Source organism: Anoxybacillus sp. FSL W8-1294, assembly GCF_037965005.1.
GTDB lineage: Bacteria > Bacillota > Bacilli > Bacillales > Anoxybacillaceae > Anoxybacillus > Anoxybacillus flavithermus_G.
Genome location: NZ_CP150179.1, coordinates 2,153,485 through 2,176,753 on the forward strand (window position 1 = coordinate 2,153,485; position 23,269 = coordinate 2,176,753).

At 41.9% G+C, this 23,269-nt stretch carries 27 protein-coding genes and 1 other annotated feature; of the genes, 13 read left to right on the top strand and 14 right to left on the bottom strand.

Going from position 1 to position 23,269, the window contains the following annotated elements; genetic code table 11:
- Positions 1-93 precede the first annotated feature (93 nt).
- The 3 genes from NSQ23_RS11515 to prpE all read left to right on the top strand — a co-directional run bounded on the left by NSQ23_RS11515 (position 94) and on the right by prpE (position 2,408).
- Positions 94-1,194: an amidase domain-containing protein gene (locus tag NSQ23_RS11515; RefSeq protein ID WP_012575650.1), complete on the top strand. Its 1,101-nt coding sequence runs from the start codon at positions 94-96 to the stop codon at positions 1,192-1,194.
- A 52-nt stretch (positions 1,195-1,246) separates the two neighbouring features.
- Entirely contained in the window at positions 1,247-1,603 is a 357-nt protein-coding gene (locus NSQ23_RS11520; protein ID WP_318256263.1) for a hypothetical protein, read from the top strand.
- A 67-nt stretch (positions 1,604-1,670) separates the two neighbouring features.
- Positions 1,671-2,408, top strand: a complete 738-nt coding sequence (gene prpE, locus NSQ23_RS11525) for a bis(5'-nucleosyl)-tetraphosphatase PrpE (RefSeq protein WP_339170826.1) — start codon at positions 1,671-1,673, stop codon at positions 2,406-2,408.
- Here prpE and NSQ23_RS11530 read toward each other — a convergent pair.
- Genes NSQ23_RS11530 through NSQ23_RS11545 form a run of 4 tightly spaced genes read right to left on the bottom strand, consistent with a single transcriptional unit; the run spans position 2,405 to position 5,101 of the window.
- Positions 2,405-3,283 carry an RluA family pseudouridine synthase gene (locus NSQ23_RS11530; RefSeq protein WP_339170827.1) on the bottom strand — a complete coding sequence of 293 codons (879 nt, stop codon included), beginning with the start codon at positions 3,281-3,283 and terminating at the stop codon, positions 2,405-2,407. The genes prpE and NSQ23_RS11530 overlap by 4 nt on opposite strands.
- A 12-nt stretch (positions 3,284-3,295) precedes the next feature.
- Positions 3,296-4,087, bottom strand: a complete 792-nt coding sequence (locus NSQ23_RS11535) for an NAD kinase (RefSeq protein WP_339170829.1) — start codon at positions 4,085-4,087, stop codon at positions 3,296-3,298.
- A 6-nt stretch (positions 4,088-4,093) separates the two neighbouring features.
- Positions 4,094-4,732: a GTP pyrophosphokinase family protein gene (locus tag NSQ23_RS11540; RefSeq protein WP_128356856.1), complete on the bottom strand. Its 639-nt coding sequence runs from the start codon at positions 4,730-4,732 to the stop codon at positions 4,094-4,096.
- A 12-nt stretch (positions 4,733-4,744) separates the two neighbouring features.
- Positions 4,745-5,101: a hypothetical protein gene (locus NSQ23_RS11545; RefSeq protein ID WP_339170831.1), complete on the bottom strand. Its 357-nt coding sequence runs from the start codon at positions 5,099-5,101 to the stop codon at positions 4,745-4,747.
- Between the two features lie 127 nt (positions 5,102-5,228).
- Between NSQ23_RS11545 and NSQ23_RS11550 the strand changes: the two genes are divergently transcribed.
- The 5 genes from NSQ23_RS11550 to NSQ23_RS11570 all read left to right on the top strand — a co-directional run bounded on the left by NSQ23_RS11550 (position 5,229) and on the right by NSQ23_RS11570 (position 8,084).
- Positions 5,229-5,819 (top strand): CYTH domain-containing protein, encoded by a 591-nt coding sequence (locus NSQ23_RS11550; protein ID WP_004891796.1) that lies wholly within the window; start codon positions 5,229-5,231, stop codon positions 5,817-5,819.
- On the top strand, positions 5,816-6,424 hold the full coding sequence (locus NSQ23_RS11555; protein WP_339170834.1) for a lytic transglycosylase domain-containing protein: 609 nt from the start codon (positions 5,816-5,818) through the stop codon (positions 6,422-6,424). The genes NSQ23_RS11550 and NSQ23_RS11555 overlap by 4 nt, the downstream gene beginning before the upstream one ends.
- 56 nt (positions 6,425-6,480) lie before the next feature.
- Positions 6,481-6,885, top strand: coding sequence for a hypothetical protein (locus NSQ23_RS11560; RefSeq protein WP_004891799.1), 405 nt, complete (start codon positions 6,481-6,483; stop codon positions 6,883-6,885).
- Positions 6,869-7,681, top strand: coding sequence for a ClpXP adapter SpxH family protein (locus NSQ23_RS11565; protein WP_339170835.1), 813 nt, complete (start codon positions 6,869-6,871; stop codon positions 7,679-7,681). The genes NSQ23_RS11560 and NSQ23_RS11565 overlap by 17 nt, the downstream gene beginning before the upstream one ends.
- Before the next feature lie 238 nt (positions 7,682-7,919).
- Positions 7,920-8,084, top strand: coding sequence for a hypothetical protein (locus tag NSQ23_RS11570; RefSeq protein ID WP_339170836.1), 165 nt, complete (start codon positions 7,920-7,922; stop codon positions 8,082-8,084).
- 24 nt (positions 8,085-8,108) lie between these two features.
- Here NSQ23_RS11570 and pepF read toward each other — a convergent pair whose 3' ends face one another.
- The gene (gene pepF, locus NSQ23_RS11575) at positions 8,109-9,905 is read right to left on the bottom strand and encodes an oligoendopeptidase F (protein WP_339170838.1); all 1,797 of its coding nucleotides are present in this window, start codon (positions 9,903-9,905) and stop codon (positions 8,109-8,111) included.
- Positions 9,906-9,942: 37 nt separating this feature from the next.
- The gene (locus tag NSQ23_RS11580) at positions 9,943-11,127 is read right to left on the bottom strand and encodes a competence protein CoiA family protein (RefSeq protein ID WP_339170840.1); all 1,185 of its coding nucleotides are present in this window, start codon (positions 11,125-11,127) and stop codon (positions 9,943-9,945) included.
- A gap of 224 nt (positions 11,128-11,351) precedes the next feature.
- Between NSQ23_RS11580 and mecA the strand changes: the two genes are divergently transcribed.
- Together mecA and cls are read left to right on the top strand one after the other, a co-directional pair.
- Positions 11,352-12,017 (top strand): adaptor protein MecA, encoded by a 666-nt coding sequence (gene mecA, locus NSQ23_RS11585; protein ID WP_004891810.1) that lies wholly within the window; start codon positions 11,352-11,354, stop codon positions 12,015-12,017.
- Between the two features lie 57 nt (positions 12,018-12,074).
- Positions 12,075-13,583: a cardiolipin synthase gene (cls, locus tag NSQ23_RS11590; RefSeq protein WP_339170842.1), complete on the top strand. Its 1,509-nt coding sequence runs from the start codon at positions 12,075-12,077 to the stop codon at positions 13,581-13,583.
- Positions 13,584-13,595: 12 nt separating this feature from the next.
- Here the strand turns inward: cls and spxA are convergent, their stop codons facing one another.
- Complete coding sequence (gene spxA / locus NSQ23_RS11595; RefSeq protein WP_004891816.1) at positions 13,596-14,006, bottom strand: transcriptional regulator SpxA; 411 nt, start codon at positions 14,004-14,006, stop codon at positions 13,596-13,598.
- 248 nt (positions 14,007-14,254) lie between these two features.
- On the opposite strand from spxA, the gene NSQ23_RS11600 reads away from it, so the two are divergent.
- Complete coding sequence (locus NSQ23_RS11600) at positions 14,255-14,446, top strand: hypothetical protein (RefSeq protein ID WP_064221108.1); 192 nt, start codon at positions 14,255-14,257, stop codon at positions 14,444-14,446.
- 103 nt (positions 14,447-14,549) lie between these two features.
- On the opposite strand, the gene NSQ23_RS11605 is transcribed toward NSQ23_RS11600, so the two are convergent.
- The 5 genes from NSQ23_RS11605 to NSQ23_RS11625 form a co-directional block, all read right to left on the bottom strand.
- A complete protein-coding gene (locus tag NSQ23_RS11605; protein WP_339170845.1) occupies positions 14,550-15,488 on the bottom strand; it encodes an ATP-binding cassette domain-containing protein in 939 nt (312 codons plus the stop codon).
- A complete protein-coding gene (locus tag NSQ23_RS11610) occupies positions 15,485-16,543 on the bottom strand; it encodes an ABC transporter ATP-binding protein (RefSeq protein ID WP_064221106.1) in 1,059 nt (352 codons plus the stop codon). The genes NSQ23_RS11605 and NSQ23_RS11610 overlap by 4 nt, the downstream gene beginning before the upstream one ends.
- Positions 16,544-16,556: 13 nt before the next feature.
- The gene (opp3C, locus tag NSQ23_RS11615; RefSeq protein ID WP_035018837.1) at positions 16,557-17,570 is read right to left on the bottom strand and encodes an oligopeptide ABC transporter permease; all 1,014 of its coding nucleotides are present in this window, start codon (positions 17,568-17,570) and stop codon (positions 16,557-16,559) included.
- Positions 17,567-18,496, bottom strand: a complete 930-nt coding sequence (gene opp3b / locus NSQ23_RS11620; RefSeq protein ID WP_064221105.1) for an oligopeptide ABC transporter permease — start codon at positions 18,494-18,496, stop codon at positions 17,567-17,569. Before opp3b ends, opp3C begins: the two co-directional genes overlap by 4 nt.
- 103 nt (positions 18,497-18,599) lie before the next feature.
- Positions 18,600-20,252 carry a peptide ABC transporter substrate-binding protein gene (locus tag NSQ23_RS11625; RefSeq protein ID WP_339170847.1) on the bottom strand — a complete coding sequence of 551 codons (1,653 nt, stop codon included), beginning with the start codon at positions 20,250-20,252 and terminating at the stop codon, positions 18,600-18,602.
- Positions 20,253-20,539: 287 nt separating this feature from the next.
- Here NSQ23_RS11625 and NSQ23_RS11630 point away from each other — a divergent pair, with 287 nt between their 5' ends.
- Both NSQ23_RS11630 and trpS read left to right on the top strand, forming a co-directional pair.
- Positions 20,540-20,869 (top strand): DUF3899 domain-containing protein, encoded by a 330-nt coding sequence (locus NSQ23_RS11630; protein ID WP_192954053.1) that lies wholly within the window; start codon positions 20,540-20,542, stop codon positions 20,867-20,869.
- Between the two features lie 35 nt (positions 20,870-20,904).
- Positions 20,905-21,133 (top strand) — a binding site (T-box leader).
- A gap of 48 nt (positions 21,134-21,181) precedes the next feature.
- Entirely contained in the window at positions 21,182-22,171 is a 990-nt protein-coding gene (gene trpS / locus NSQ23_RS11635; protein ID WP_339170849.1) for a tryptophan--tRNA ligase, read from the top strand.
- 29 nt (positions 22,172-22,200) lie between these two features.
- Here trpS and NSQ23_RS11640 read toward each other — a convergent pair whose 3' ends face one another.
- A complete protein-coding gene (locus NSQ23_RS11640) occupies positions 22,201-22,941 on the bottom strand; it encodes a YjbA family protein (protein WP_339170851.1) in 741 nt (246 codons plus the stop codon).
- 76 nt (positions 22,942-23,017) lie between these two features.
- The gene (locus NSQ23_RS11645) at positions 23,018-23,224 is read right to left on the bottom strand and encodes a hypothetical protein (RefSeq protein ID WP_006318836.1); all 207 of its coding nucleotides are present in this window, start codon (positions 23,222-23,224) and stop codon (positions 23,018-23,020) included.
- Between the last annotated feature and the right edge of the window lie 45 nt (positions 23,225-23,269).

A 23,269-nucleotide genomic window follows, 5' to 3' on the forward strand; every position in this document is an offset into this window, starting at 1 on the left:
GGTAAATAATCCCTATTGAAATAATTTTTACTTACATGTTAAAATTATTCTTGATTTATAAAATTTTTTTTCAGAAAAAAAGGAGGTTTCTATATGAGAAATATTTTCATCTCAACTCTCTCTGTTTTGCTTTTCTTTTTCATTCTTCCTCTTTCTACTACTTTAGCCCATAACAATATAAGTGAGCAAGAGAAAAATAAAGTTGTTCAAGAAGCTTTGAAAGTTATTGAAAAGAGGTACAACTCTCTTATTTCACAACAACAAGAAGAAAGTGAAGTACCTCAACTAAAAAATACTAAGTCGCAATTGAGATTGGAAAGTATTATAAAGAGAGATAAAAATTATATAAACGAACTAGGTGCATCCTACAAGAAAATAGAAATTTTAAACGTAGATGATATACAAATAGATAAAATGAATGACACAATCAAATTGAGCTTACGTGTGGAGGTAGCTAAATACTACCAGTACAAAAATAAAAAACAGATGGAGGAACATCCATGGCTAGAGACAAGAACACATGAGTTTATTTTCACGTCCAGCGAAAACAAAAGAAGCAAGTTATATGCATTAGTTGATTACAAATTTGAAGATGAAATGGATTACACTAGTGAACAGGCATCAAATAGCAACTTACCTCCAATTGAAGAAATGAATAGACAACAAGTTATTGAAGCAACGAACGACATAAGCATAATGTCCACACAACACTTGTACAATCGATCAGGAGCTAGATCATATGCATACAATTGGTATAACAAAAACAACCCTGACTTTAGAGTTTTCTCAAATAATTGTACAAACTTTATTTCACAAGCAATTAACCGCGGTGGTGGAGTAAATATGGATTGGTGGGGCGATTTGCGGTGGTGGTATCAAGGTAACCAAAACACTACAAGTTGGTCTGTTGCTCATGATTATGTTTATTATGCAAGAAGAAACAATGATGCAGGTGGGCTTGGTGCTTATTATATAAGTAACGTAAAAGATTTGAAAATAGGTAGTCTTGTTGGATATGACTTTGACAACGATGGTTATTTCGATCACCTTTCTATTGTAGTGAATTATGATAGCAACGGAGAACCTTTGACTGCTCAACATACTCCAAGTGACTATAACCGCCCTTGGAAATCAGTCAATTCATTAGCAAAACATTACTTTATTCAAACAAATGATTACTGGTATTCTAATTAGTGAAGTTTAAAGTGAGGAGAAAGCATTGAAGAAGTGTATATTGTTATTTATCTTGTTAGGTTTGTTGATGGGATGCAATAAAAAAGAAATCCCTATGTATAATGGATTTCCAATTCCTGAAGGGGCAAAAGTCATAAAAATAGATAACGATAAAGGCAAGGTGCATCCTGTTTTTATCAGTCAAGCTTTCTTCCAGTTAGAAGAGCCTATGTCTGACTTTACACCGTCCCATCCTTTCTATCAAACTATTGTAAATGAAGGATGGAAAGATGAAGAAGCAATAAAAAAATTAGGCGAATATCGCCATATATTCAGTAAAGATAATCGACTGATCGAAGTAAGTTTTTACAACGACAAAATGACAATTACGGAATATGATCCAAAAATCTTTTGGCAAAAAAATGAGTAGTCCCCAGCGCGTATTGCCCTGGGGATTTGTTGTACATAATGAATAGTAAAAAAGGGAAGATCAATAGATGATATACGACATTATTGGCGATATTCACGGCTGTTTTCACGAATTCATGTTATTAACAAAAAAGCTTGGCTACGTTTGGGAACACGATATCCCGATTCATCCGAACGGGCGAAAGCTTGCCTTCGTCGGCGATTTAGCCGATCGTGGTCCGCAATCGTTGCGAGTCATTGACACGGTCGTTGCGCTCGTTCAACAAAACAAAGCGGTGTACGTTCCGGGCAACCATTGCGACAAATTGTATCGTTTTTTTCTCGGTCGAAACGTACAAATTACGCACGGGCTTGAAACGACAGTAGCGGAGTGGGAACAAGCCGATGAAAAAACAAAAACGCGCATTCGTACGCAATTTATGAAGCTGTACGAAAACGCCCCGCTTTATGCCGTCTTAGACGATGGAAAACTTGTGATCGCCCACGCCGGCATTCGAGGGGACTATATTGGCAAATCGAATCAAAAAGTAAAAACGTTTGTGCTATACGGCGACATTACAGGAGAAAAACATCCAGACGGCTCCCCTGTGCGCCGAGATTGGGCAAAACATTACCGAGGCGATGCGCTCATCGTATATGGACATACGCCGGTCAAAGAGCCGCGCTGGCTAAACAACACCGTCAACATCGACACCGGCTGCGTATTCGGTGGACAACTCACGGCGCTTCGCTATCCAGAAATGGAGACCGTTTCTGTTCCATCAACGATGCCATATGTCGCTGAAAAGTTTCGCCCGTTTGATTAAAGCAAACGGGCGATGTCGTCAGGGAGCGGCGCATGAAACGTCATCGTTTTTTCAAAAAACGGATGAAAAAACGTCAGCTCACAACTATGTAACGCTTGGCGGTCGATTTGCTCCCGAAAACCGCCATACAAATCATCACCAACGAGCGGATGACCGATATGAGAAAAATGAACGCGAATTTGATGCGTTCGCCCCGTCTCTAATTGAATCGACACGTGCGTCATCTCATTTTTCTGTTGCAATACTTCATAATGCGTCACCGCTCGCTGACCGTCTGGCCGCACTTCCCGCTCGATGATGCTGTCGCCTTTTCGTCCGATCGGCGCATCAATCGTTCCAACGAGCGGGGTGACATAACCGTGGCAAACCGCTTCGTACCGCCGTTTCACCCGCCCTTGCTTTTGTTGTTCGCTAAGTAAATGATGCACGTGGCGATGTTTGGCGACAAGCACAAGCCCAGACGTATCGCGGTCAAGCCGTGTGACGACATGCACCGTCGTTTGTAACTGTTGTTGTTCGTAATGATGCAATAACGCATTCGCAAGCGTCACATGCGGATGTTCGCGCGACGGAATGGTTGCCATATGCGGCGGCTTATCGACGACGATAACATAATCGTCCTCGTACACAATCGAAAGCGGAATCGGCTCAGCGACCATATGTACCCCTTTTTGTTCTGGTGGAAACGAAATGCACACTTCATCGCCTGCTTTTAGCACGTAACGGACGGTCACAGGCACATCGTTCACTTCGATCCGCCCCCCTTGAAATTTAATATCGGTGAGCGCTGTTTTTGAAATATGTTGTTGTTTTAAAAATTCACGAACGAGCATGCCGTCTTGTTGTTGTGTGACGATCCAACGAATTTGAAACATACGAATCCCTTTCTACTGAATAAATGATTCGCGCACACGCTTCCAAAACGGAAACGGACGGAAGCGCGCAAAGCGAATTTTTTCATCAGCGACGCGGCATTGTATCGACTTCACATCTTTATGCAATAACGATAAATGGTCGATCGTAATTTGAAAATCGACGTTGTTGACCGGCTTTAACATGCACGTATGATGCTTCGGCAAAACGAGCGGCGAGCCGATCGTGCGGAAGACGCGATTGTTAATCGACGCCATTTCCGCGACTTGAATGGCCTCTAACGATGGATGTAAAATCGCCCCGCCAAGCGCTTTATTGTAAGCGGTGCTTCCCGATGGCGTCGAAATGCATAACCCATCCCCGCGAAACGTTTCAAACAAATCGCCGCGAATTTCAACGTCCATCACAAGCGTCCCTCCAACGCTTTTCACCGTACATTCATTGAGCGCTAAATATTTTGCTTCGCGTCCGCCGCGCACATATCGAATCGTCACTTCTAAAAGCGGGTATTCCACGATTTGATATGGCGTTTTCGCAATCGCAATGACGAGCTTTTCAATTTCATCTGGCACCCAATCGGCATAAAAGCCTAAATGACCCGTATGTACCCCGACAAACGCCGTCTGTTCGAGCCGGCTTCGATAACGATGAAACGCATACAACAACGTCCCATCCCCGCCGACTGAGATGACAATATCCGGCTCATCTTCATCATACGTTAAACGAAAATCGGTTAAATATGTACGAATTTTATACATACATTCGTTTGATATCGCATCCCCTTTGGATATGACCGCAAATTTCACGCGCCTTCACTCCTCGCTCTCTTTTAAGTCTTGTTTGCGCGAAAACACCGCTTGCGCTTCTTGAATTTCAAAGCGAATTTTTGACATTTCCTCGTCTAACAAATATGCGGCTTCTGCGGCGCGCTGCAATCGTTGGCGAATATCTTCTGGAAACTTGCCGCTATATTTGTAGTTTAACGAATGTTCAATCGTCGCCCAAAAATTCATCGCAAGCGTGCGAATTTGAATTTCCACTAAAATGTTTTTTTCACCGTAAATCATTTGCACCGGATAACGAATGACGACATGGTACGAACGATACCCGCTCTCTTTTTTTTGCGTAATGTAATCGCGCTCTTCAACGATCGTAAAATCGTTGCGCTTGCGCAACAGTTCAACGACCGTCTGAATGTCATCGACAAATTGACACATCATGCGCAAACCAGCAATATCTTGCATTTGTTCTTCGAGTTGATCGAGTGGAATATTTTTCTTTTGCGCTTTATCTAAAATGCTCGCAATCGGCTTCACTCTTCCTGTCACAAATTCAATTGGAGAATGCACCCCTTGCATTTCAAATTGGGCGCGCATCCCTTTTAACTTTACTTTCAGCTCTTCCACCGCCTGTTTATACGGCGCTAAAAAAAACTCCCAATGTCTTTCCATTCAACCACCTACTTATGCGAAAAATGCCGTTACCGCCTGTTCCATTTCTTCACCGTAGTTTGCATTTCCTGCAATATTTTCGATTAAGTATGCCACTTCTTCATGAATGCCTTCTAACTCGATTGTTGCATCGTTTCCGACAAGAAACACCGGCTCGCTTGTACGAAGCGCTTCTTTCATCGCCCCCCATACTTCCTTTGGCATAATGACATAAACGAACGCATCCGCCGCTTCTAATATGTATGCGAACGCACATGCATCCGAATCAACAAGCATATGGCGTTTCGCTTGTAACCCTTGAAGCGACGCCTCACATAAAAAGTACCATCCGTTTTCTTTTTTTTCTGCTGTATGTACATATATTTTCATGTTTGTTCCTCCGTCATCCATGATGTCCGCCTTTATTTTACCACATTTCACCTAGCGATGTTCACTAGTTGCACTTTTTCGCGTACATGTTGATAATAAAAGTAGAATGATGTAAGGAGAAAAAACGATGAAGCATGAATTAGAAATTGAATTTAAAAACGTGTTGACGGCTGAAGAATTTTCCCGCTTAACGAACGCATTTTGCGTGCGCGATGAGGAATGGGACGTGCAACAAAATTATTATTTTGACACGCCAGACTTTCAACTGAAACAACAAAAAAGCGCATTACGCATTCGTTTCAAAAACGGCTCATATACATTAACATTAAAACAACCATACGAAGACGGGCTGTTAGAAACGCATGAGCCGCTAACGTCTGAAACCGCGACAGCACTTATTTCGGGTGCGACATCACTTCAAGGCGACATCGCCAACATATTGCAGGCGCTTCATATCGATCCAACAGCGATCGTTTGTTTCGGATCGCTCACAACTCGGCGCGCGGAACGCCCGTATAAAAATGGCACGCTCGTTTTCGATTATAGCGAATATATGAACGTAGCTGACTATGAAGTCGAATACGAAGCGAACGAACGAGCAGAAGGGGAAAAAACGTTTACGCAACTGCTCGAATCGTTTCATATTCCAAAACGAAAAACAAAAAATAAAATTGAACGATTTTACGAAGCTAAATACGAAACGGAGCGATCGTCATGAACGTGCAACAATTGAAATTGCTTCTTGAACTGCAAGCGTTGCAACATTTACAAGGAAAAAAAGAAGCGCCAACGACATCGTTTCACGACTTATTTCGCGAGCTGTTAACGCCAGAGACGAACGAAAAAACGGAAGCAATGCGCCTATCGCTTCCGCCTATGACAAGCGAAGAAACGAAAGCGCCGACATATAAAGTGAGCGCACCGCTTCATAAAGATACAATACATCAATGGATTGGCGAAGCTGCAGCGAAATACGATGTCGATCCGAAACTCATTTATGCGGTCATTCGCCATGAATCGAATTTCAATCCGCAAGCAAAAAGCCGCGTCGGGGCGATGGGACTGATGCAGTTAATGCCGAGCACGGCGCGCATGTTAGGGGTACAAGACGCCTTTGATCCACAACAAAACATTGAAGGCGGGACAAAATATTTACGCCAACTTCTCGATCGGTACGACGGCAATATCGCCCTTGCGCTTGCGGCTTATAACGCAGGACCAGGGAATGTCGATAAACATGGAGGCATTCCACCGTTTCGCGAAACGATGAACTACGTGAAAAAAGTCATGCAAACGTACTATGCCGCAAGTCACATCGTTTGAGATGAAACAAAGTCGTTGTTACAATATGTATATATCTCGGCAAAGGAGTTTTTCATATGTTTCAATCCCCTTATGAAGCGATTGGAGGCGAACAAGTTGTCTCAAAACTCGTTGATGCTTTTTATGAACGAGTCGCAAAGCATCCTGACTTGGCGCCTATTTTCCCGAACGATTTAACGGAAACCGCGCGAAAACAAAAACAATTTTTAACGCAATATTTAGGCGGCCCTCCGCTATATACAGCCGAACACGGACACCCGATGTTGCGCGCCCGTCATTTGCCGTTTCCAATTACACCAACGCGCGCAAAAGCATGGCTTGCGTGTATGCATGAAGCGATGGATGCGATCGGACTAAAAGGACCTGTTCGAGATGAATTGTATCAACGCCTTGTTTTGACTGCCCAACATATGATTAATACACCAGATGACGAGCGAAAGGAGCATGAAGGTGAATGGTAAGCAAGAAGGAACGGCAAAGCAATTAGAGATTTACTTATTTGTCGATCCTCTTTGCCCAGACTGTTGGGCGCTTGAACCTGTGTTAAAAAAATTATGGATCGAATACGGACAATATTTTGCTTTGCGTCACGTCTTAACCGGTCAACTCGATCGGCTGAATGGCGTCAGTTATAAACAAATCGATCGGCATGCGTCGCGCGTCGGCATCGCCTGTGAAGACCGCGTGCTTCTTCAAACGCCGTTGCCGATCCCATACATTGCTTCGCTCGCTGTGAAAGCAGCCGAATTGCAAGGGCGTCAAGCGAGCATTCGCTTTTTGCGTCAACTACAAGAAATTGTATTTATTCAAGGCAAAACGATTACAGAAACAAACACACTCATTCAATGCGCCATCGATGCTGGTTTAGATGTGCAAGAGTTTATAAACGATTTATCTTCTCCAAGTGCCGTTAAAGCGCTACAATGCGATTTAAAAATTAGTGCAGAAATGGACGTTCGCGAAGTTCCAACGCTCGTCTTTTTTAACGAAAACATTGAAGAGGAAGGCATTAAAATTTCAGGCTGTTATCCGTACGACGTATATGTCGATTTAATCCATGAAATGCTCGGATTTCATCCTCAACCATCTTCACTTCCACCAATTGAACAGTTTTTACATCATGCGCTATTTGTTACGACCGATGATATTGCCATGGTATACAACATCCCGCGCAGCAAAGCGGAATGCGAATTAAAAAAGTTGCGTTTAAAGCAAAAAGTGGAGAAAATCGGCTCATTTTGGCGCTGGATCGGATAAAGAAAAAGGACTCGGGGGATGCCGAGTCCTTTTTCTTTGTCATAAAGACAACAAAGGGGATGGGAGAAATTCTTCACGGTCAAACAAAGGGGTATAAGTTTGTTTGATTGTGATTCACTTCACGTTTATATATTAACAGACTCCTTTATGCCTTGACAAGTGCTTTGCTTACTTGTTCACACATTTGTCATAATTATTTTCTCCCTCGCTTACTATGAATAAGTAAGGGGGGATCAGCATGTTCGCGTTGCATATCGTCTGGATCATCGTCGCACTCATCATTCACTTTTTTGCATTAATGCGTTTATTTCCGCTGCTCATCTCAACTCCGTTTTTATTCCTTTCTTTCCTTTCGTTTTTCAATTATTTGAACAACCGCCACCGCTTTCGCGGATTTCATTGAAAAAAGGCGACGCACGGTCGCCTTTTACAATAGTTGCTCGAGTTCTTGTAATTTTTGTTCGAACACTTGACACGCTTGTTCAATCGGCTCAGGCGCTGTCATATCGACACCTGCTTTTTTCAACACTTCAATCGGATAATCGGAGCTTCCTGCTTTTAAAAATCCAATGTAACGTTCAACCGCAGGTGTACCCTCTTCTAAAATTTGTTTGCTTAATGCGGTCGCAGCGCTAAAGCCTGTCGCATATTGATACACATAATAGTTGTAGTAAAAATGCGGAATGCGCGCCCATTCTAAACCGATTTCTTCATCGATGACGACGCCATCCCCGAAATACGTTTTGTTTAGCTCATAATATTTTTCCGTCAATACTTTGGCAGTCAACGCTTCCCCGTTTTGTGCCATTTGATGAATCATATGTTCAAACTCCGCAAACATCGTTTGACGGAACACCGTCCCTCGGAACGTTTCTAAATAATGGTTTAATAAATATAACTTTTTCTTCTCGTCATCGATCGTTTTTAATAAATAATCGTTCAACAACGCTTCGTTGCACGTCGATGCGACTTCCGCAACGAAAATCGAATAGTTTCCGTACGGATACGGCTGATATTTGCGCGTATAGTAACTATGCACCGAATGGCCAAACTCATGGGCAAGCGTAAATAAGTTGTTCACATTATCTTGCCAGTTCATTAAAATGTACGGATTCGTTCCATATGAACCAGACGAGTACGCTCCACTTCGTTTGCCGCGCGTTTCTTGCACGTCAACCCAACGGTTATCAAACCCTTCTTTCACGATCGAAATATATTCGTCACCTAGTGGCGTCAATCCTTTTAACAATATGTCTTTTGCTTCTTCATACGTCACTTTCATATCGACTTGTTTGACAAGCGGCGTATATAAATCGTACATATGCAATTCATCTAATCCGAGCACGCGCTTGCGCAATTGAACGTAACGATGCAAAAGTGGCAAATAGCGATGAATCGTTTCAATTAAGTTATCGTACACCGTTTCAGGAATTTGGTTTTTACTTAATGCCGCCTCGCGCGCTGAGCGATAGTTGCGAACGCGCGCAAAAAAGTTATTGCGCTTCACCGCTCCGCTTAACGTGCTCGCAAACGTATTTTCATATTTGCGATATGTATCGTATACCGCTTTAAATGCATCGCGGCGGACGCGGCGATCTTCGCTTTCGAGAAAACGAATGTAACGGCCGTGCGTCACTTCCACTTCTTCTCCGTTTTCATCTGTAATCGTCGGAAAACGCAAATCAGCATTATTTAACGCCCCGAACGTATTGCTTGATGCGTTCATCACTTCCGCCGCCTGTGCAAGCAACGCTTCTTCTTTTTCCGATAACACGTGCGGACGTTGGCGGTTCATTTCATCTAATTCATGCGCATACAAACGAAGCGGCTCGTATTGTTGTAAAAACGTGCGCAACACATCTTCATCCATCGCTAAAATTTCTGGCACGATAAACGCCGTCGCTTGACCTGCTTCCGCATACAACCCTTCCGCTCTCGTTTCCAATCCTTGATAAAGCGAATTAGCCGTATCTTCGTCATGGCGCATATGTGCGTACGCATATAATTTTCCTAGTCGCATGAACACATGGTCGCGATATTGTAACGCTTCGTATAACATCTGTGCGCTTTCCCCTAATCTGCCTTTATACTCCGAAAATTTCGGAAGCAGTGCTTGAATTTGTTGAAATTCTTGTTCCCATTGTTCATCTGTTGCGAAAATATCTTCGAGACGCCATGTGTACTCTACCGGAACGTCTTTACGTGTCGGCAACGTTTTTTCCATATCAATCACCTCTTACATCAAAATGTTTACTTATATATTATTCTCGTTTTGTGAAAAAATCCTCTTTTTTGCTTACAATTCGTCGCAATAGTTGCTCATCTCCAACGATCGCTTCTTCAGCGTTGCGCGGAAGCGACCATGACCGAATGCGCTGAAACGAACTTTTTCCGACTTTTTTTAAAAAACGAAGCGAAACGAGCGCATGTAAATAATCCATAAGGGCATATGAGTAATGACTTTTTGTCACAAGCGGCAAGCGGCGAATATGAATAAGATTTTGACGAATGAAATATCGCATTCGCTCATATAATTGATGAAACGAAAACGTCACATGAAGCGGAATACGCATCATCTCAAGCAACATATACGTTTGCCAAATAAACGGAGGTGTCTCAAACCAATACGCATGGCGAAGCGGAATGCCTGCCTCATGAGGAAATAACGATGGGGTCATATGCGCATGATATACAATGCGGCAAAACGTTCGATTTGTGCGATAGTATAGGGGAGATAGCCGCCATTGCTTCTTTTTCATTTGCCATGCATGAAACAAAACATCATGTTGTCGTTGTGGCGTCTGAAAAAAAGAAGAAAACGATATCGCATGAAGTGGAAACGTCGCCCATTCTCCGTATGCGAGCGTAGAAGAGAGCGGAATAAGATGATGAAGAAACGATACTTCTCGGCGTTCATCACAATAAAACGGGATGACTTCTTGATCATTGAAAAATAGCCATGAAAATGAGGAAAGTTGAAAAAACAAACTGCGGCGTTTGACATGGGATGTATGAAGTAACCAAATCGGGACAATATGTGCGTTCTTGTATGCATTCGTTCGTTTCGCGAATAAAGAGAATGGAATGACGGAACATTGATATTCGATCGCGTACATGTGTTGCATATGTCGAACAAATATATCTGGACGTTGCTGAATGTGCCGCAAATACTTCTCGATTTCTACTTCGATTTTTTCATTTGTCAACCATTCATACAATTGTTGTTTTCCTTGTAAATGAGCAAATGTCTCCCGCTCTGTTTCAATCGTACATTTCGTTTCGTGCGCAAAATGCGGCATACGTTTTGTCCCTATTTTCAACTGAACTCGTTTTAAACAAACAGGACAAAAAAACGCCTGCGTCGCTCGCAATACATGTAGCTGCTCGATCGTCCAATCGTCTAACAACGAACATGTTTCTCCATTTTTCAATAATGCGACAAACATATAACCTCTCCTTTCTCCACACATTTTTTTCACCACCATCGTCTTTTTTCCTGCAACAAATACAAAAAATAGGGGAACAACTAAATTTATTGAATTAGGCGTTTTTTATTTCCCTTCTTTCACATTTTGTCATACAATAGAAGTACAAGATGTAGGAGGATGGGCGAACGCTCGGGGATACATTCCCTTCCTGACTGGATAATCGTAGAAGGGAGCTGAGGAACATGGAAATCGAACGCATCAATGAATATACGTTGAAACTATATATATCTTACGGAGATATTGAAGAACGCGGCTTCGATCGTGAAGAAATTTGGTACAATCGCGAACGGAGTGAAGAATTATTTTGGGAAATGATGGATGAAATCCATCAAGAAGCAGAAATTTATTTAGAAGGACCGCTTTGGATTCAAGTGCATGCTCTTGAAAAAGGGTTAGAAGTGTTCGTTACAAAAGCGCAAATTTCAAAAGACGGCAGCAAACTCGAATTGCCAATTGTCGATGAACGCTTCAGAGACTTACCGGTTGATGAAAAAATTGAACATATATTAGACCAACATTTTAACATTATAAAAGCATCATCATCAGAACCTGATAATCCGCTCCAGTTCGTCATCCGTTTCAAAACGATTGAAGACGTCATTGCCCTTGCGCACCGTCGCGATTTTTCAACATTACACAACAAACTATTCGCATTTGAAAATCACTACTACTTGTACGTCGAATTTACAGAAGAAGATACCGATCGCGACATTGACAATATGTTAAGCATATTGCTTGAATACGGGCAAGATTCGCAAATGACGATTCATCGTCTCGAAGAATACGGAAAAATCGTCATCGCAGAACAAGCATTAACAATGATCGCCAAACACTTTCCAAACTCATAACGCCGATTTCAATTGATTGAAATCGGCTTTTTTCTCGCGAGGTCAGGTGAACAACAAATGAGAAACGCTTTAAAAGTTGTGCTATTTATACTTACTTTCGTCGGCTTTTTAGTAGTGATAGAAGATTATTGGGAAGGCTGGCTGCTCGGAACGTTCAGCTTATTTGTCACCTTGTCAGTAATTTTTATTTCGTTTGTCATCTTTTTAGAAAATCGCCATCCAACAAAAACGCTCGCATGGCTCGTTTTATTCAGCAGCTTTCCGCTCGTTGGTTTTATTCTTTATTTTTTACTCGGCCAAAACTATCGCAAAAAACGACTATTTCGAAAAAAGGCGTTGCTTGATGAACAAACGTTTCGCAAACTAGAGCGCAACGAGGCGCATGACGCGCAAACATTATATATGAAACCGCATCAACAGCCGTTGCTACAACTAGCGAGACGCATGACGAAAGAATCGATTTCAACTGCGACAAAAACACGTGTGTTGACGAACGGAGAAGAAACGTTTGCCGCTATTTTTGCCGAATTGGAAAAAGCCGAGCATCACATTCATCTTGAATATTATATTGTCCGCGATGACGACATCGGCCAACGGCTGAAGCAAATATTAATGGGCAAAGCAAAAAAAGGGGTGCACGTCCGCTTTTTATACGATGCGGTCGGCAGTTGGCAGCTATCGAAAACGTACATACAGGAGATGCGTGAAGCTGGCGTTGATATCATCCCTTTCTCCCCTGTGCGCTTGCCGTTTTTAAACAATACAATTAACTTCCGCAACCATCGTAAAATTATCGTCGTTGATGGAAAAGTCGGTTTTGTTGGCGGGTTAAATATTGGGGACGAATATTTAGGAAAAAACGAATATTTCGGGTTTTGGCGCGATACGCATTTATTCGTTTACGGCGAAGCGGTTCGCACGTTGCAGCTCATCTTCTTGCAAGATTGGTATTACATGACCGGTCAACAGCTATTAACGCTGAACTACTTAAGTGCACCGACAGTTGAGGCTGAAGCACTTGGAGGGGTTCAGCTTGTCGCCGGCGGACCGGATACGAAATGGGAAGTGCTGAAACATTTATTTTTTGCGATGATTACATCAGCACAGCGCTCCATTTGGATCGCCTCGCCGTATTTTATTCCAGATGAAGACATTTTAACGGCGTTAAAAGTAGCGGCATTAAGCGGAATTGACGTGCGGCTTCTTGTCCCAAAGCGACCGGATAAGAAAATTGTATTTTACGCGTCACGCTCTTATTTTCCCGAACTACTCGAAGCAGGAGCGACCATTTACGAATACGAAAAAGGATTTATGCACAGCAAAATTATCGTTGTAGATGGAGAACTCGCTTCCATCGGCACAGCGAATATGGATATGCGCAGCTTTCATTTAAATTTTGAGGTGAATGCGTTTTTATATCAAACGCCAAGCGTGCAAACGTTAGTCGATGACTTTTTAAACGACTTTCGCGATTCAACGCAAATCGATAAAAAACAATTTCAACATCGTCCGCTTTGGATGCGGCTCGCCGAGTCGACTGCTCGCCTCCTTTCGCCGTTACTATAAAAGGCTTAGCGTTTACGCTAAGCCTTTGTTGTTGACGAGTTGCTGTGCTTGACGCAATTGATACGTACGCACTTTTCTCGGTAAAAAGCGACGAATTTCGTCTTCATTGTAGCCAACTTGTAGGCGCTTTTCGTCCATAATAATCGGACGGCGCAACAAGCCTGGATGTTGGCGAATAATTTCATATAAATCTTGCAGCGGCAATGAATCGACTTGAATATTTAGCTTTTGAAAAATTTTTGATCTCGTCGAAATAATTTCGTCTGTCCCGTTTTCGGTCATGCGCAAAATGCCTTTAATTTCTTCAATCGTTAACGGTTCAGCGAAAATATTGCGCTCTTTATACGGAATGTTATGCTCTTCTAACCATGCTTTTGCTTTTCGGCAAGACGTACAACTTGGCGATGAATATACGATCACCATATGTGAATCACTCCCTTATGGGTTGCTTTGTTCGCTTTCTGTATTAAAACACATCTTATTTTAAAATGACTTTAAAAAACTTTACAACGTATATTATACAACAAAAAAGTTTAGAAAGATACACCTTTTTTCAATTTTACCCAACATATTATACGGTTGTCCGATCAAAATGGTTTCATTTTTTATTGCTTACATTTTAAATTTTCTCTACAATAAAAATAGACATGGCAAACAAAGGGGGAAAACGTATGGCGCAATTTTTTATTGACTTTACGATTGTCGCTATTTTAGTAATCGGCATTACGGCGCTTATGGGCGTCATTTTAAACGGCATCGGGGAAAACATATTTGGCGGACGAAAAAAGCGGCTACATACAGCGATGAGCGAACATGTGCAAACAGGATGGAAAATGGTCGGTGGCAAAAAAGCTTCGAAATAGTCTCGAAGCTTTTTTTAAAAACAAAATAGTCAAACGAATCAAAATATTGTATAATACTTTAGTTCATCAAACGAAAAAAACTAATCTCTCGAAAGCCGAGAGATTAGCTGTACATCGCTTTATATGTTTCGTACTCTGCTTCAGAGCAGTAAACGAAATGACCTGGCGTAATTTCGCGCATGCGCACATCTTCGCCTTCTTTATAGTTATGTTGTGACGGATCGTAAATGATGCGCTTACGCGTCCGCTCTGTTTCTGGATCTGGATGCGGAATCGCAGAAAGGAGCGATTTTGTGTATGGATGAATTGGGTTGCGATACAGTTCTTCCGCATCGGCAAGCTCAACCATTTTTCCGAAATACATAACACCGATGCGATCGCTAATGTATTTCACCATCGATAAGTCGTGCGCGATAAATAAGTACGTCAATCCTTTTTCACGCTGCAGCTTTTTCATTAAGTTGACGACTTGCGCTTGAATCGATACGTCTAACGCCGAAATCGGCTCGTCCGCAATAATAAACTCCGGCTCAACAGCGAGCGCGCGCGCAATGCCGATCCGCTGACGCTGACCACCCGAAAACTCATGCGGATAGCGATTCGCATGTTCACGATTTAACCCGACTGTTTCAAGAAGCTCATATACGCGATTCATGCGCTCTTCTCGCGACGACGCTAAGCCGTGAATATCGATGCCTTCCGCAATAATATCCGCAACCGTCATACGTGGATTTAATGACGCATACGGATCTTGGAAAATCATTTGCATTTTTCGTTTTAATTCTTTCGCTTCTTTCGCTGACTTTTTCCGATGCACACTTTTCCCGTTAAACAACACTTCACCATCTGTTGCTTCATATAGCCCGATAATTGTACGGCCTGTCGTTGACTTTCCACATCCTGACTCCCCAACAAGACCGAGCGTTTCGCCTTTATAAATATCGAACGTCACATCGTCAACCGCCTTAACGACTTGACCCTTCCCGACTTTAAAATATTGTTTTAAGTTTTTCACTTCAACGAGTTTTTGTTTTTCGCTCATTGCTTATTCCCTCCTTTGTTGTTCGTTAGTGTAACGAATTTTTTCATCCGTTCACGAACGACTTTCGGAGGTTCAACTTTCGGTGCGTTCGGGTGAAGCAACCACGTCGCTGCATAGTGCGTGTCTGATACTTGGAACATTGGCGGCTCCATTTCATAGTCAATTTTTAACGCGTACGCATTACGAGGCGCGAACGCATCGCCTTTTGGCGGATTTAATAAGTCTGGTGGCGTTCCTGGAATGGAGTACAATTCTTCGTCTCCGTGCTCTAGGCTTGGCATCGACGCAAGCAGCCCCCACGTATACGGATGTTTCGGATTGTAGAAAATTTCATCGACCGTTCCTTTTTCAACAATTTTTCCTGCATACATGACCGCCACACGATCAGCTACGTTTGCCACAACACCTAAATCATGTGTAATGAATATAATCGATGTGCCTGTCTTTTTTTGAATATCTTTAATGAGTTCTAAAATTTGCGCTTGAATCGTCACGTCCAGCGCTGTCGTTGGCTCATCGGCAATGAGCACTTTCGGATTGCATGCAAGCGCAATTGCAATAACGACACGTTGGCGCATCCCGCCTGACAATTGATGTGGATATTGTTTAAAGCGAAGCGCTGGCTCTTTAATTCCAACAAGATCAAGCAACTCAACGGCGCGCGCTTTCGCCTCCGCTTTTGTCATTTGTTGATGTTTTAACAATACTTCTGTAATTTGTTTTCCGATCGTCATCGTCGGGTTTAACGCGGTCATCGGATCTTGGAAAATCATCGAAATTTCCGCCCCGCGCACACGTTGCATTTCTTTCTCTGACAGCTTCGTTAAATCGCGACCTTCTAATAAAATTTGTCCTTGTTTAATTCGCGCAGGAGGAACCGGTAGTAAACGCATAAGCGCTTTTGATGTCACCGATTTTCCTGATCCGGACTCCCCAACAATCGCCAACGTCTCTCCTTTGTACAAATCAAACGATACACCTCGTACAGCTTGTACTTCTCCACCGTACACATCAAACGAAATGTGCAAATCTTTTACTTCGAGCACTTTTTCCATTGTTCCACCTCCTCTATTTACGCATTTTTGGATCAAGCGCATCGCGCAATCCGTCTGCTAATAAGTTAAAGCTTAAAATGAGCAAGCTAATAACAAACGCTGGAATCATCATTAAATGCGGGAACGTTTGGATCGACTTATAACCGTCATTTACAAGTGAACCGAGCGATGCTTCTGGTGGACGAATACCAAGTCCAATAAAGCTTAAAAACGCTTCTGTGAAAATGGCGCTTGGAACCGTAAACATCGTCGTAATAATAATTGGACCAACGACGTTCGGAAGCAAATGTTTGCCGATAATGCGTGCATCTGACGCTCCGAGCGTACGTGCCGCTAATACGTATTCCATATTTTTTAACTTTAAAATTTGTCCGCGCACAATACGCGCCATCGTCACCCAACCTGTAATAACCATCGCCATCGTTATTGAAATAATTCCCGGCTCAAATACGAGAATAAATAAAATAACGACAATTAAGTTCGGGATACCGACTAATACTTCAATAATGCGCTGCATCACATTGTCGACGCGCCCACCGTAAAAACCGGACACACCACCGTAAATAATTCCAATTAACAAGTCAATGGCTGCAGCTAACACCCCGATATATAACGAAATACGGGCACCATACCACGTACGTGTCCATAAATCGCGACCGAGGTCATCGGTTCCAAACCAATAGTACTCTTTTACGCCACGTTTCTCGTACACATCAATGCCGTTCATATCTTTTCCGTTAAATGGAAGCCAATCAATATGTTCTAACACCGGAATGCGCGGTGGTAATTTCGCATGACTTAAATTTTGTTGTTTGTACGTACGATCGCTCATGATCGGTGCAAAAATAGCCATCAACGTAATGGCAATAATCATGATTAGTCCGAAAACAGCACCTTTATTTTTTCTTAATCGAAGCCAAGCGTCTTGTAAAAACGTTAAGCTTGGACGATTAATTTTTTCCATATCACCTTGACGTTCTGTCGCTAACTCAAACAACTCAGGAGATAGTTGCTTTTCTGTCATTATTTTTTCCCTCCCGCCAAACGAATTCGCGGATCAATTAAGCCGTAAAGCACGTCCACAATAAAAATAACAAAAATAAATAACGCACTATAGAAAATAGTCGTTCCCATAATGACCGGATAGTCATTTAAGTTAATGGAACGAACGAACTGTTCCCCTAAACCAGGGACAGCAAAAATTTGCTCAATGACAAGTGTTCCTGTCATTAAGTTAACAGCCATCGGACCAAGAATTGTAATAATCGGAATCATTGCATTTCGCAATCCGTGTTTAAAAATGACGCCAAAGCCGCTAATTCCTTTCGCGCGCGCTGTTAAAATATAGTCGGAACCGAGCACTTCTAACATTTCTGTACGCATAAAACGAGCGATGCTCGCGATAACGGATACGGATAATGCTAGCGTTGGCATAATTGTGTATTCAAATCCTTCCCAAAACGCAACAGGAAGTAGTTTTAATTTAACACCAATGTAGTATTGTAACAAGCCACCGAATACAAACGATGGGATAGAAATACCTAGAACAGCTAGTACTGTCGCACCATAGTCGATTGGTGTATTATGGCGAACAGCAGCGATCACACCGAGCAAAATACCAACAATTGTCCCGAATACGAGCGCTTGAAAACCGAGTTGTGCCGATGGCCCAATGCGATCACCGATCAACTCTGTTACTGGACGGTTATCATATTGGAAGGAAATTCCTAAATCACCTTTTACTAAATTGCCTAAATAACGAACGTATTGCACAGGAACTGGATCATTTAATCCATACTTTTCTAAAACGATTTTTTGTTGTTCTGGTGATAACTTCTCTTGATTTTGGAGAGGAGAACCTGGGAGAAGTTTCATTAAAAAGAACGTGGCCGTTGCAATAATAAATAGCGTAATAATCATATAAATAAGACGTTGCAACGTATATCGTGCCATATCGCACACCTCCTTAAAAATTAAAAACTTTTTGAAATTTTACTGATTAGCAGGCAAAAGGAGAGTATATGCTTTCGCACATATACTCTCCTTTCTTTTTCGATTACTCGATATAAGCCCACTTATAGCTGTTGTCTGGACCGTATGGATGATCAACGATACCTTTCACGTATTCACGCTCTAAGTACGCTGAACCACGTTGGTACATTGGCGCGATAACTGCCTCGTCTAACAAGATTTTCTCAGCTTTTACCATCGCATCCCAGCGAGCTTGCAAGTCAGAAACAAGCGTTGTTTTCGCATCTTTTACAAGTTTGTCATACTCCGCATTTGACCAACCTGTTTGGTTATGAGCACCGTTTGTGACAAACATATCGATGAATGTCATTGGGTCTTTGTAGTCTGGACCCCAACCTGCAAATGAAAGATCATATTGCATTTTGCTTTCAAGCTCAAGTTTTTGTTTAAATGGTTGTTGTTTAATGTTAATTGTTAAACCTGGTAAGTTCGTTTCAAGTTGCTCTTTCAAAAATTCACCGATTTTCTTCGCGCTATCATTGTCGTAGTTTAACAATTCAAGCGTAATTTTGTCTTTGCCAAGCTCTTTTTTCGCTTGTTCCCAATATTTTTTCGCTTCTTCTGCGTTAAACTTCAATAAATCGCCATTTTCTTCACGGAAGTCTTTTCCGTTCGGACCTTTAACGAATCCTTCTGGAACGAGGTAGTTCGCTGCTTTAGAACCGTTATTTAAAATCGTCGCAACCATCGCTTCTTTATCGAAGCCCATCGCAATCGCTTTGCGAGCATTTACGTTTTTCAACACTTCATTCTTTTGGTTCATACGAATGAAGAATAATACTGGTTCAGATTTTGTTTTAAAGTTTTTGTCGCTTTTATATTTGTCAACAAACTCTGCACTTAAACCGACGCGGTCTGCTTTGTTTGTTTCATACAAGTTTACACCTGTCGCTACATCTTTTACGATGTTGAAGTTAATTGTTTCAAGTTTAACTGTTTGTGCATCCCAATATTGCTCGTTTTTCTTTAATTGGAAGCTTTGCTCATGTTTCCACTCGCTTAATACGAACGGACCGTTGTAAATTGTTGTGTTTGCTTCAAGACCGTACTTGTCCCCTTGTTCCTTAACGAATTTCTCGTTTTGTGGATAGAACGTCGGGAATGTTAATAAGCTTAAGAAGTATGGAATTGGGTTTTTCAATTCAACTTGTAACGTTTTTTCGTCAATTGCTTTTACGCCTAATTGGTCAACAGGCACTTTTCCTGTGTTTACTTCTTCAGCGTTTTTAATGTCGTACATAATGTATGCATACTCAGCACCTGTGTTTGGATCAAGCGCTTTTCTCCATGCAAATACGAAATCGTTTGCCGTTACAGGCTCACCATTTGACCATTTCGCATCGCGAAGTTTGAATGTGTACACTTTTCCATCTTCGCTTACTTCATAGCTTTCAGCCATTCCTGGCGTTGGCTCGTTGTTTTGGTCTAAACGATATAACCCTTCAAATACGTTGTTCATGACGCGGAATGATACGCTGTCAGTCGCTAACGTAGTGTCTAGTGAAGGAATTTCCGAACTTTCTAACAAGTTCAATACTTGCTCTTTTGCTGGCGCTTCTTGAGCCGGCTTTTCGCCCTCATTGGCAGTCTTGTCTTCTTCTTTTTTGCCGCCACACGCTGCTAGTACCATGGAAGCGACGAGAAGAAGAGCGAAAAAGACAGATAGCTTTTTCTTCATGCGAGTTTCCCCCTTATCTTTTTATTGTATTTATTTCCATCTTCTGATTTATCAGAAGATTTGAAACACAAGGATATTATATCAATGAATTAGTATACTTGAAAAGATTTTTTAAAAACTTTTTTTAAATTTTCTAACATCTTAAACGAATGTAAGTTTTTTTTACAAATGTGATAAAATCAACTTGATGACTATTTTATTCGTTTTATTCTCATTTGTAAATAGAAAATTTACACTTTTTTTAGTATAATACTTCACAGCGATTAAGCACGAAAGGTGGATAAGTTGTGAAAAAACTAGTTGTGACAAGCGTTCTCGTCTTTTTTATTGCGCTAACAGTTGCACTTTTTTCTGCACATAGATGGCTTACTTTTATTAACGTTTCGTTTCTCCTCGCTCAACCGCTCATCATCATCGGTGGCTTACGGTTCATTTATGAACGAGGATTTTTCGATGTAACGATCGCGAGTTTTAAGCGGTTGTTTCGCTCACCTGTCGAGCGTTATTATGCCCAAGACAAACATGATGATGAAACAAAAACGCAGTGGGGTGCTCCTTTTTTTTTCGCTGGGCTATTCGTAACGTTCATGACGCTCATTTTGTCATACGTTTATTGACATAAAAAAACGAACACCATATAATGTTTTAAAAAACCGATGCGATGACAAAGAATAGTACATATGACGAGGCGTTCAGAGAGCTTGTGGATGGTGCGAACAAGCCGCTAGTTATATGGAATGGGCTTTCGAGCATTCAAGCTGAAACGAAAGTAAGCTTGGACGGTTGCCTTCCGTTACAAAGGCGCCATGCGTAAAGCATGGGCAAAGTGATTGTCGACATGACAATAACTAGGGTGGCACCACGGTTCTATCGTCCCTACAGATGATAGAGCCTTTTTTATTTGGAAAAATAAAAAAAGGAGTGATTTCATGAAGACGATTTTTTCTGGCATTCAACCGAGCGGCGTCATTACGCTCGGCAACTATATCGGGGCGATGAAGCAATTTGTTGAACTGCAAGACGATTACAACTGCTACTTTTGCATCGTCGATCAACATGCGATTACCGTTCCGCAAGATCGGCTCGCGCTCCGTAAAAACATTCGCAGTTTAGCTGCATTTTATTTAGCAGTCGGCATCGATCCGAACAAATCAACGTTATTTATCCAGTCAGAAGTTCCTGCGCATGCACAAGCAGGTTGGATTTTACAATGCATCGCCTACATCGGCGAATTGGAGCGCATGACGCAATTTAAAGATAAATCAGCAGGAAAAGAAGCGGTCAGCGCCGGATTGTTAACGTATCCGCCGCTTATGGCAGCGGACATTTTACTTTACTCGACAGACATCGTTCCTGTCGGTGAAGATCAAAAACAACATATTGAGTTGACACGCGATTTAGCGGAGCGATTCAATAAACGATACGGGGAAATTTTCACGATCCCAGAAGCGCGCATTCCGAAAATCGGAGCACGCATTATGTCGCTAACCGATCCGACGAAAAAAATGAGCAAATCTGATCCAAACCAAAAATCGTACATTACGCTGCTTGATGATGCGAAAACGATCGAGAAGAAAGTAAAAAGTGCCGTGACGGACTCCGAAGGCATCATTCGTTACGATAAAGAAAATAAACCGGGCGTATCGAACTTATTAACGATTTACTCCATTTTAGCGAACGAATCGATTGAGCAATTAGAAGAGCGCTACGCAGGAAAAGGATACGGAGAATTTAAAGCGGACGTCGCCCAAGTCATTATCGATACATTAACGCCAATTCAAGAAAAATATTATGAGCTCATGGAAAGCTCCGAACTAGACGACATTTTAGACGAAGGTGCCGAAAAAGCAAACCGAGTCGCAAGCAAAATGTTAAAGAAAATGGAAAATGCCATCGGTTTAGGAAGAAAAAGAAGATAAAAAACTCAGCTCCGTGTGGGGCTGAGTTTTTAATTCACTTTCGGTTCTTGTTCCATTTCCCATAGTTTTTCAAAAAACGGTTGTCCTTTCACGAGACGTTCGCACAAATGCGCATGGCGCTCCGACCATCCATGTTTCGTTTCTTCATACAAGCCGTTCCACGCTTCTTCGAACGACATTTGTTGAATATACGCATACTTTTCTGGCGCCCATTCCGTATACCAATAACGCACTTCGGCAACATTTTTCGTTCCGTATAGTTGATCAAGCGCCATAAATAACAGTTGTTTCAATTGCCGCTCTTTACGTGTCAATCCGCTCATGAGCGCAGGATGAGGCGATAAAATGTGATATTCTCTTTCACTTTGTTGAAACGGATATATGCGTACATCTTGCTCTTTCATCATCTCATAAACGAGCTGTTCTTGACGTGGAATGAGGCGGCTTTTTCGAATCGGAATATGATAACCAATCGTATCAATGGCGATAATGCCGTAACCATCTGTGGCGATAAAACAATAATCAAGTTGAATGCGTTCGTGGTTTTTGCGCACGTACGCTTTTTGATATACGTCTTCAAGCAACGGTTTCGGAATTTCGGCCAAGCTGTTTTCTAAGTATTGAAACAACGGCGCGCTCACTTTCAACACGGGCACTTGATCTAACAGTTCAATCGCATCATCTTTTCTCCACTCATAAAAGTGGCAAACGTTATAGCCGTTTTCTTCTCCTTCAAACCAATTCACCCAAACATCGTGAAGATATAACATACATAACCCCTCACTTCGAACGATTTGTTCACAGTATGGTCAGAGGTTGTTCATTTTATTCCATTTCACCCTAAATTTAACCATCATCACGAAATGGGAAAAAAATGCTTAGCCACGTCATGAATAAGCCAATCGGTAAAAAATAACACTCCACTTTTGTGCTAATAAATAACAAATATTCTTTCCAGTCTGAGCGCGATGCCATAATGTTTAAATACGCAATCATCGTCGTTCCACCGATCACCGACATTCCAAACCCAAGCAAATAAAAAAAGAAACGCATACATTAGCCCCCTTGTCCACTACTATATGTATGAACAAGCGACAT

Coding starts and splice junctions, on each gene's coding strand:
- NSQ23_RS11555 (WP_339170834.1), top strand. CDS start 5,816: ATGAACGTGCAACAATTGAAATTGCTTCTTGAACTGCAAGCGTTGCAA.
- NSQ23_RS11570 (WP_339170836.1), top strand. CDS start 7,920: ATGTTCGCGTTGCATATCGTCTGGATCATCGTCGCACTCATCATTCAC.
- opp3b (WP_064221105.1), bottom strand. CDS start 18,496: ATGGCACGATATACGTTGCAACGTCTTATTTATATGATTATTACGCTA.
- NSQ23_RS11600 (WP_064221108.1), top strand. CDS start 14,255: ATGGCGCAATTTTTTATTGACTTTACGATTGTCGCTATTTTAGTAATC.
- NSQ23_RS11580 (WP_339170840.1), bottom strand. CDS start 11,127: ATGTTTGTCGCATTATTGAAAAATGGAGAAACATGTTCGTTGTTAGAC.
- NSQ23_RS11610 (WP_064221106.1), bottom strand. CDS start 16,543: ATGGAAAAAGTGCTCGAAGTAAAAGATTTGCACATTTCGTTTGATGTG.
- NSQ23_RS11625 (WP_339170847.1), bottom strand. CDS start 20,252: ATGAAGAAAAAGCTATCTGTCTTTTTCGCTCTTCTTCTCGTCGCTTCC.
- NSQ23_RS11515 (WP_012575650.1), top strand. CDS start 94: ATGAGAAATATTTTCATCTCAACTCTCTCTGTTTTGCTTTTCTTTTTC.
- NSQ23_RS11545 (WP_339170831.1), bottom strand. CDS start 5,101: ATGAAAATATATGTACATACAGCAGAAAAAAAAGAAAACGGATGGTAC.
- prpE (WP_339170826.1), top strand. CDS start 1,671: ATGATATACGACATTATTGGCGATATTCACGGCTGTTTTCACGAATTC.
- pepF (WP_339170838.1), bottom strand. CDS start 9,905: ATGGAAAAAACGTTGCCGACACGTAAAGACGTTCCGGTAGAGTACACA.
- NSQ23_RS11640 (WP_339170851.1), bottom strand. CDS start 22,941: ATGTTATATCTTCACGATGTTTGGGTGAATTGGTTTGAAGGAGAAGAA.
- NSQ23_RS11550 (WP_004891796.1), top strand. CDS start 5,229: ATGAAGCATGAATTAGAAATTGAATTTAAAAACGTGTTGACGGCTGAA.
- NSQ23_RS11560 (WP_004891799.1), top strand. CDS start 6,481: ATGTTTCAATCCCCTTATGAAGCGATTGGAGGCGAACAAGTTGTCTCA.
- cls (WP_339170842.1), top strand. CDS start 12,075: ATGAGAAACGCTTTAAAAGTTGTGCTATTTATACTTACTTTCGTCGGC.
- NSQ23_RS11540 (WP_128356856.1), bottom strand. CDS start 4,732: ATGGAAAGACATTGGGAGTTTTTTTTAGCGCCGTATAAACAGGCGGTG.
- trpS (WP_339170849.1), top strand. CDS start 21,182: ATGAAGACGATTTTTTCTGGCATTCAACCGAGCGGCGTCATTACGCTC.
- mecA (WP_004891810.1), top strand. CDS start 11,352: ATGGAAATCGAACGCATCAATGAATATACGTTGAAACTATATATATCT.
- NSQ23_RS11645 (WP_006318836.1), bottom strand. CDS start 23,224: ATGCGTTTCTTTTTTTATTTGCTTGGGTTTGGAATGTCGGTGATCGGT.
- spxA (WP_004891816.1), bottom strand. CDS start 14,006: ATGGTGATCGTATATTCATCGCCAAGTTGTACGTCTTGCCGAAAAGCA.
- NSQ23_RS11530 (WP_339170827.1), bottom strand. CDS start 3,283: ATGTTTCAAATTCGTTGGATCGTCACACAACAACAAGACGGCATGCTC.
- NSQ23_RS11605 (WP_339170845.1), bottom strand. CDS start 15,488: ATGAGCGAAAAACAAAAACTCGTTGAAGTGAAAAACTTAAAACAATAT.
- NSQ23_RS11565 (WP_339170835.1), top strand. CDS start 6,869: ATGAAGGTGAATGGTAAGCAAGAAGGAACGGCAAAGCAATTAGAGATT.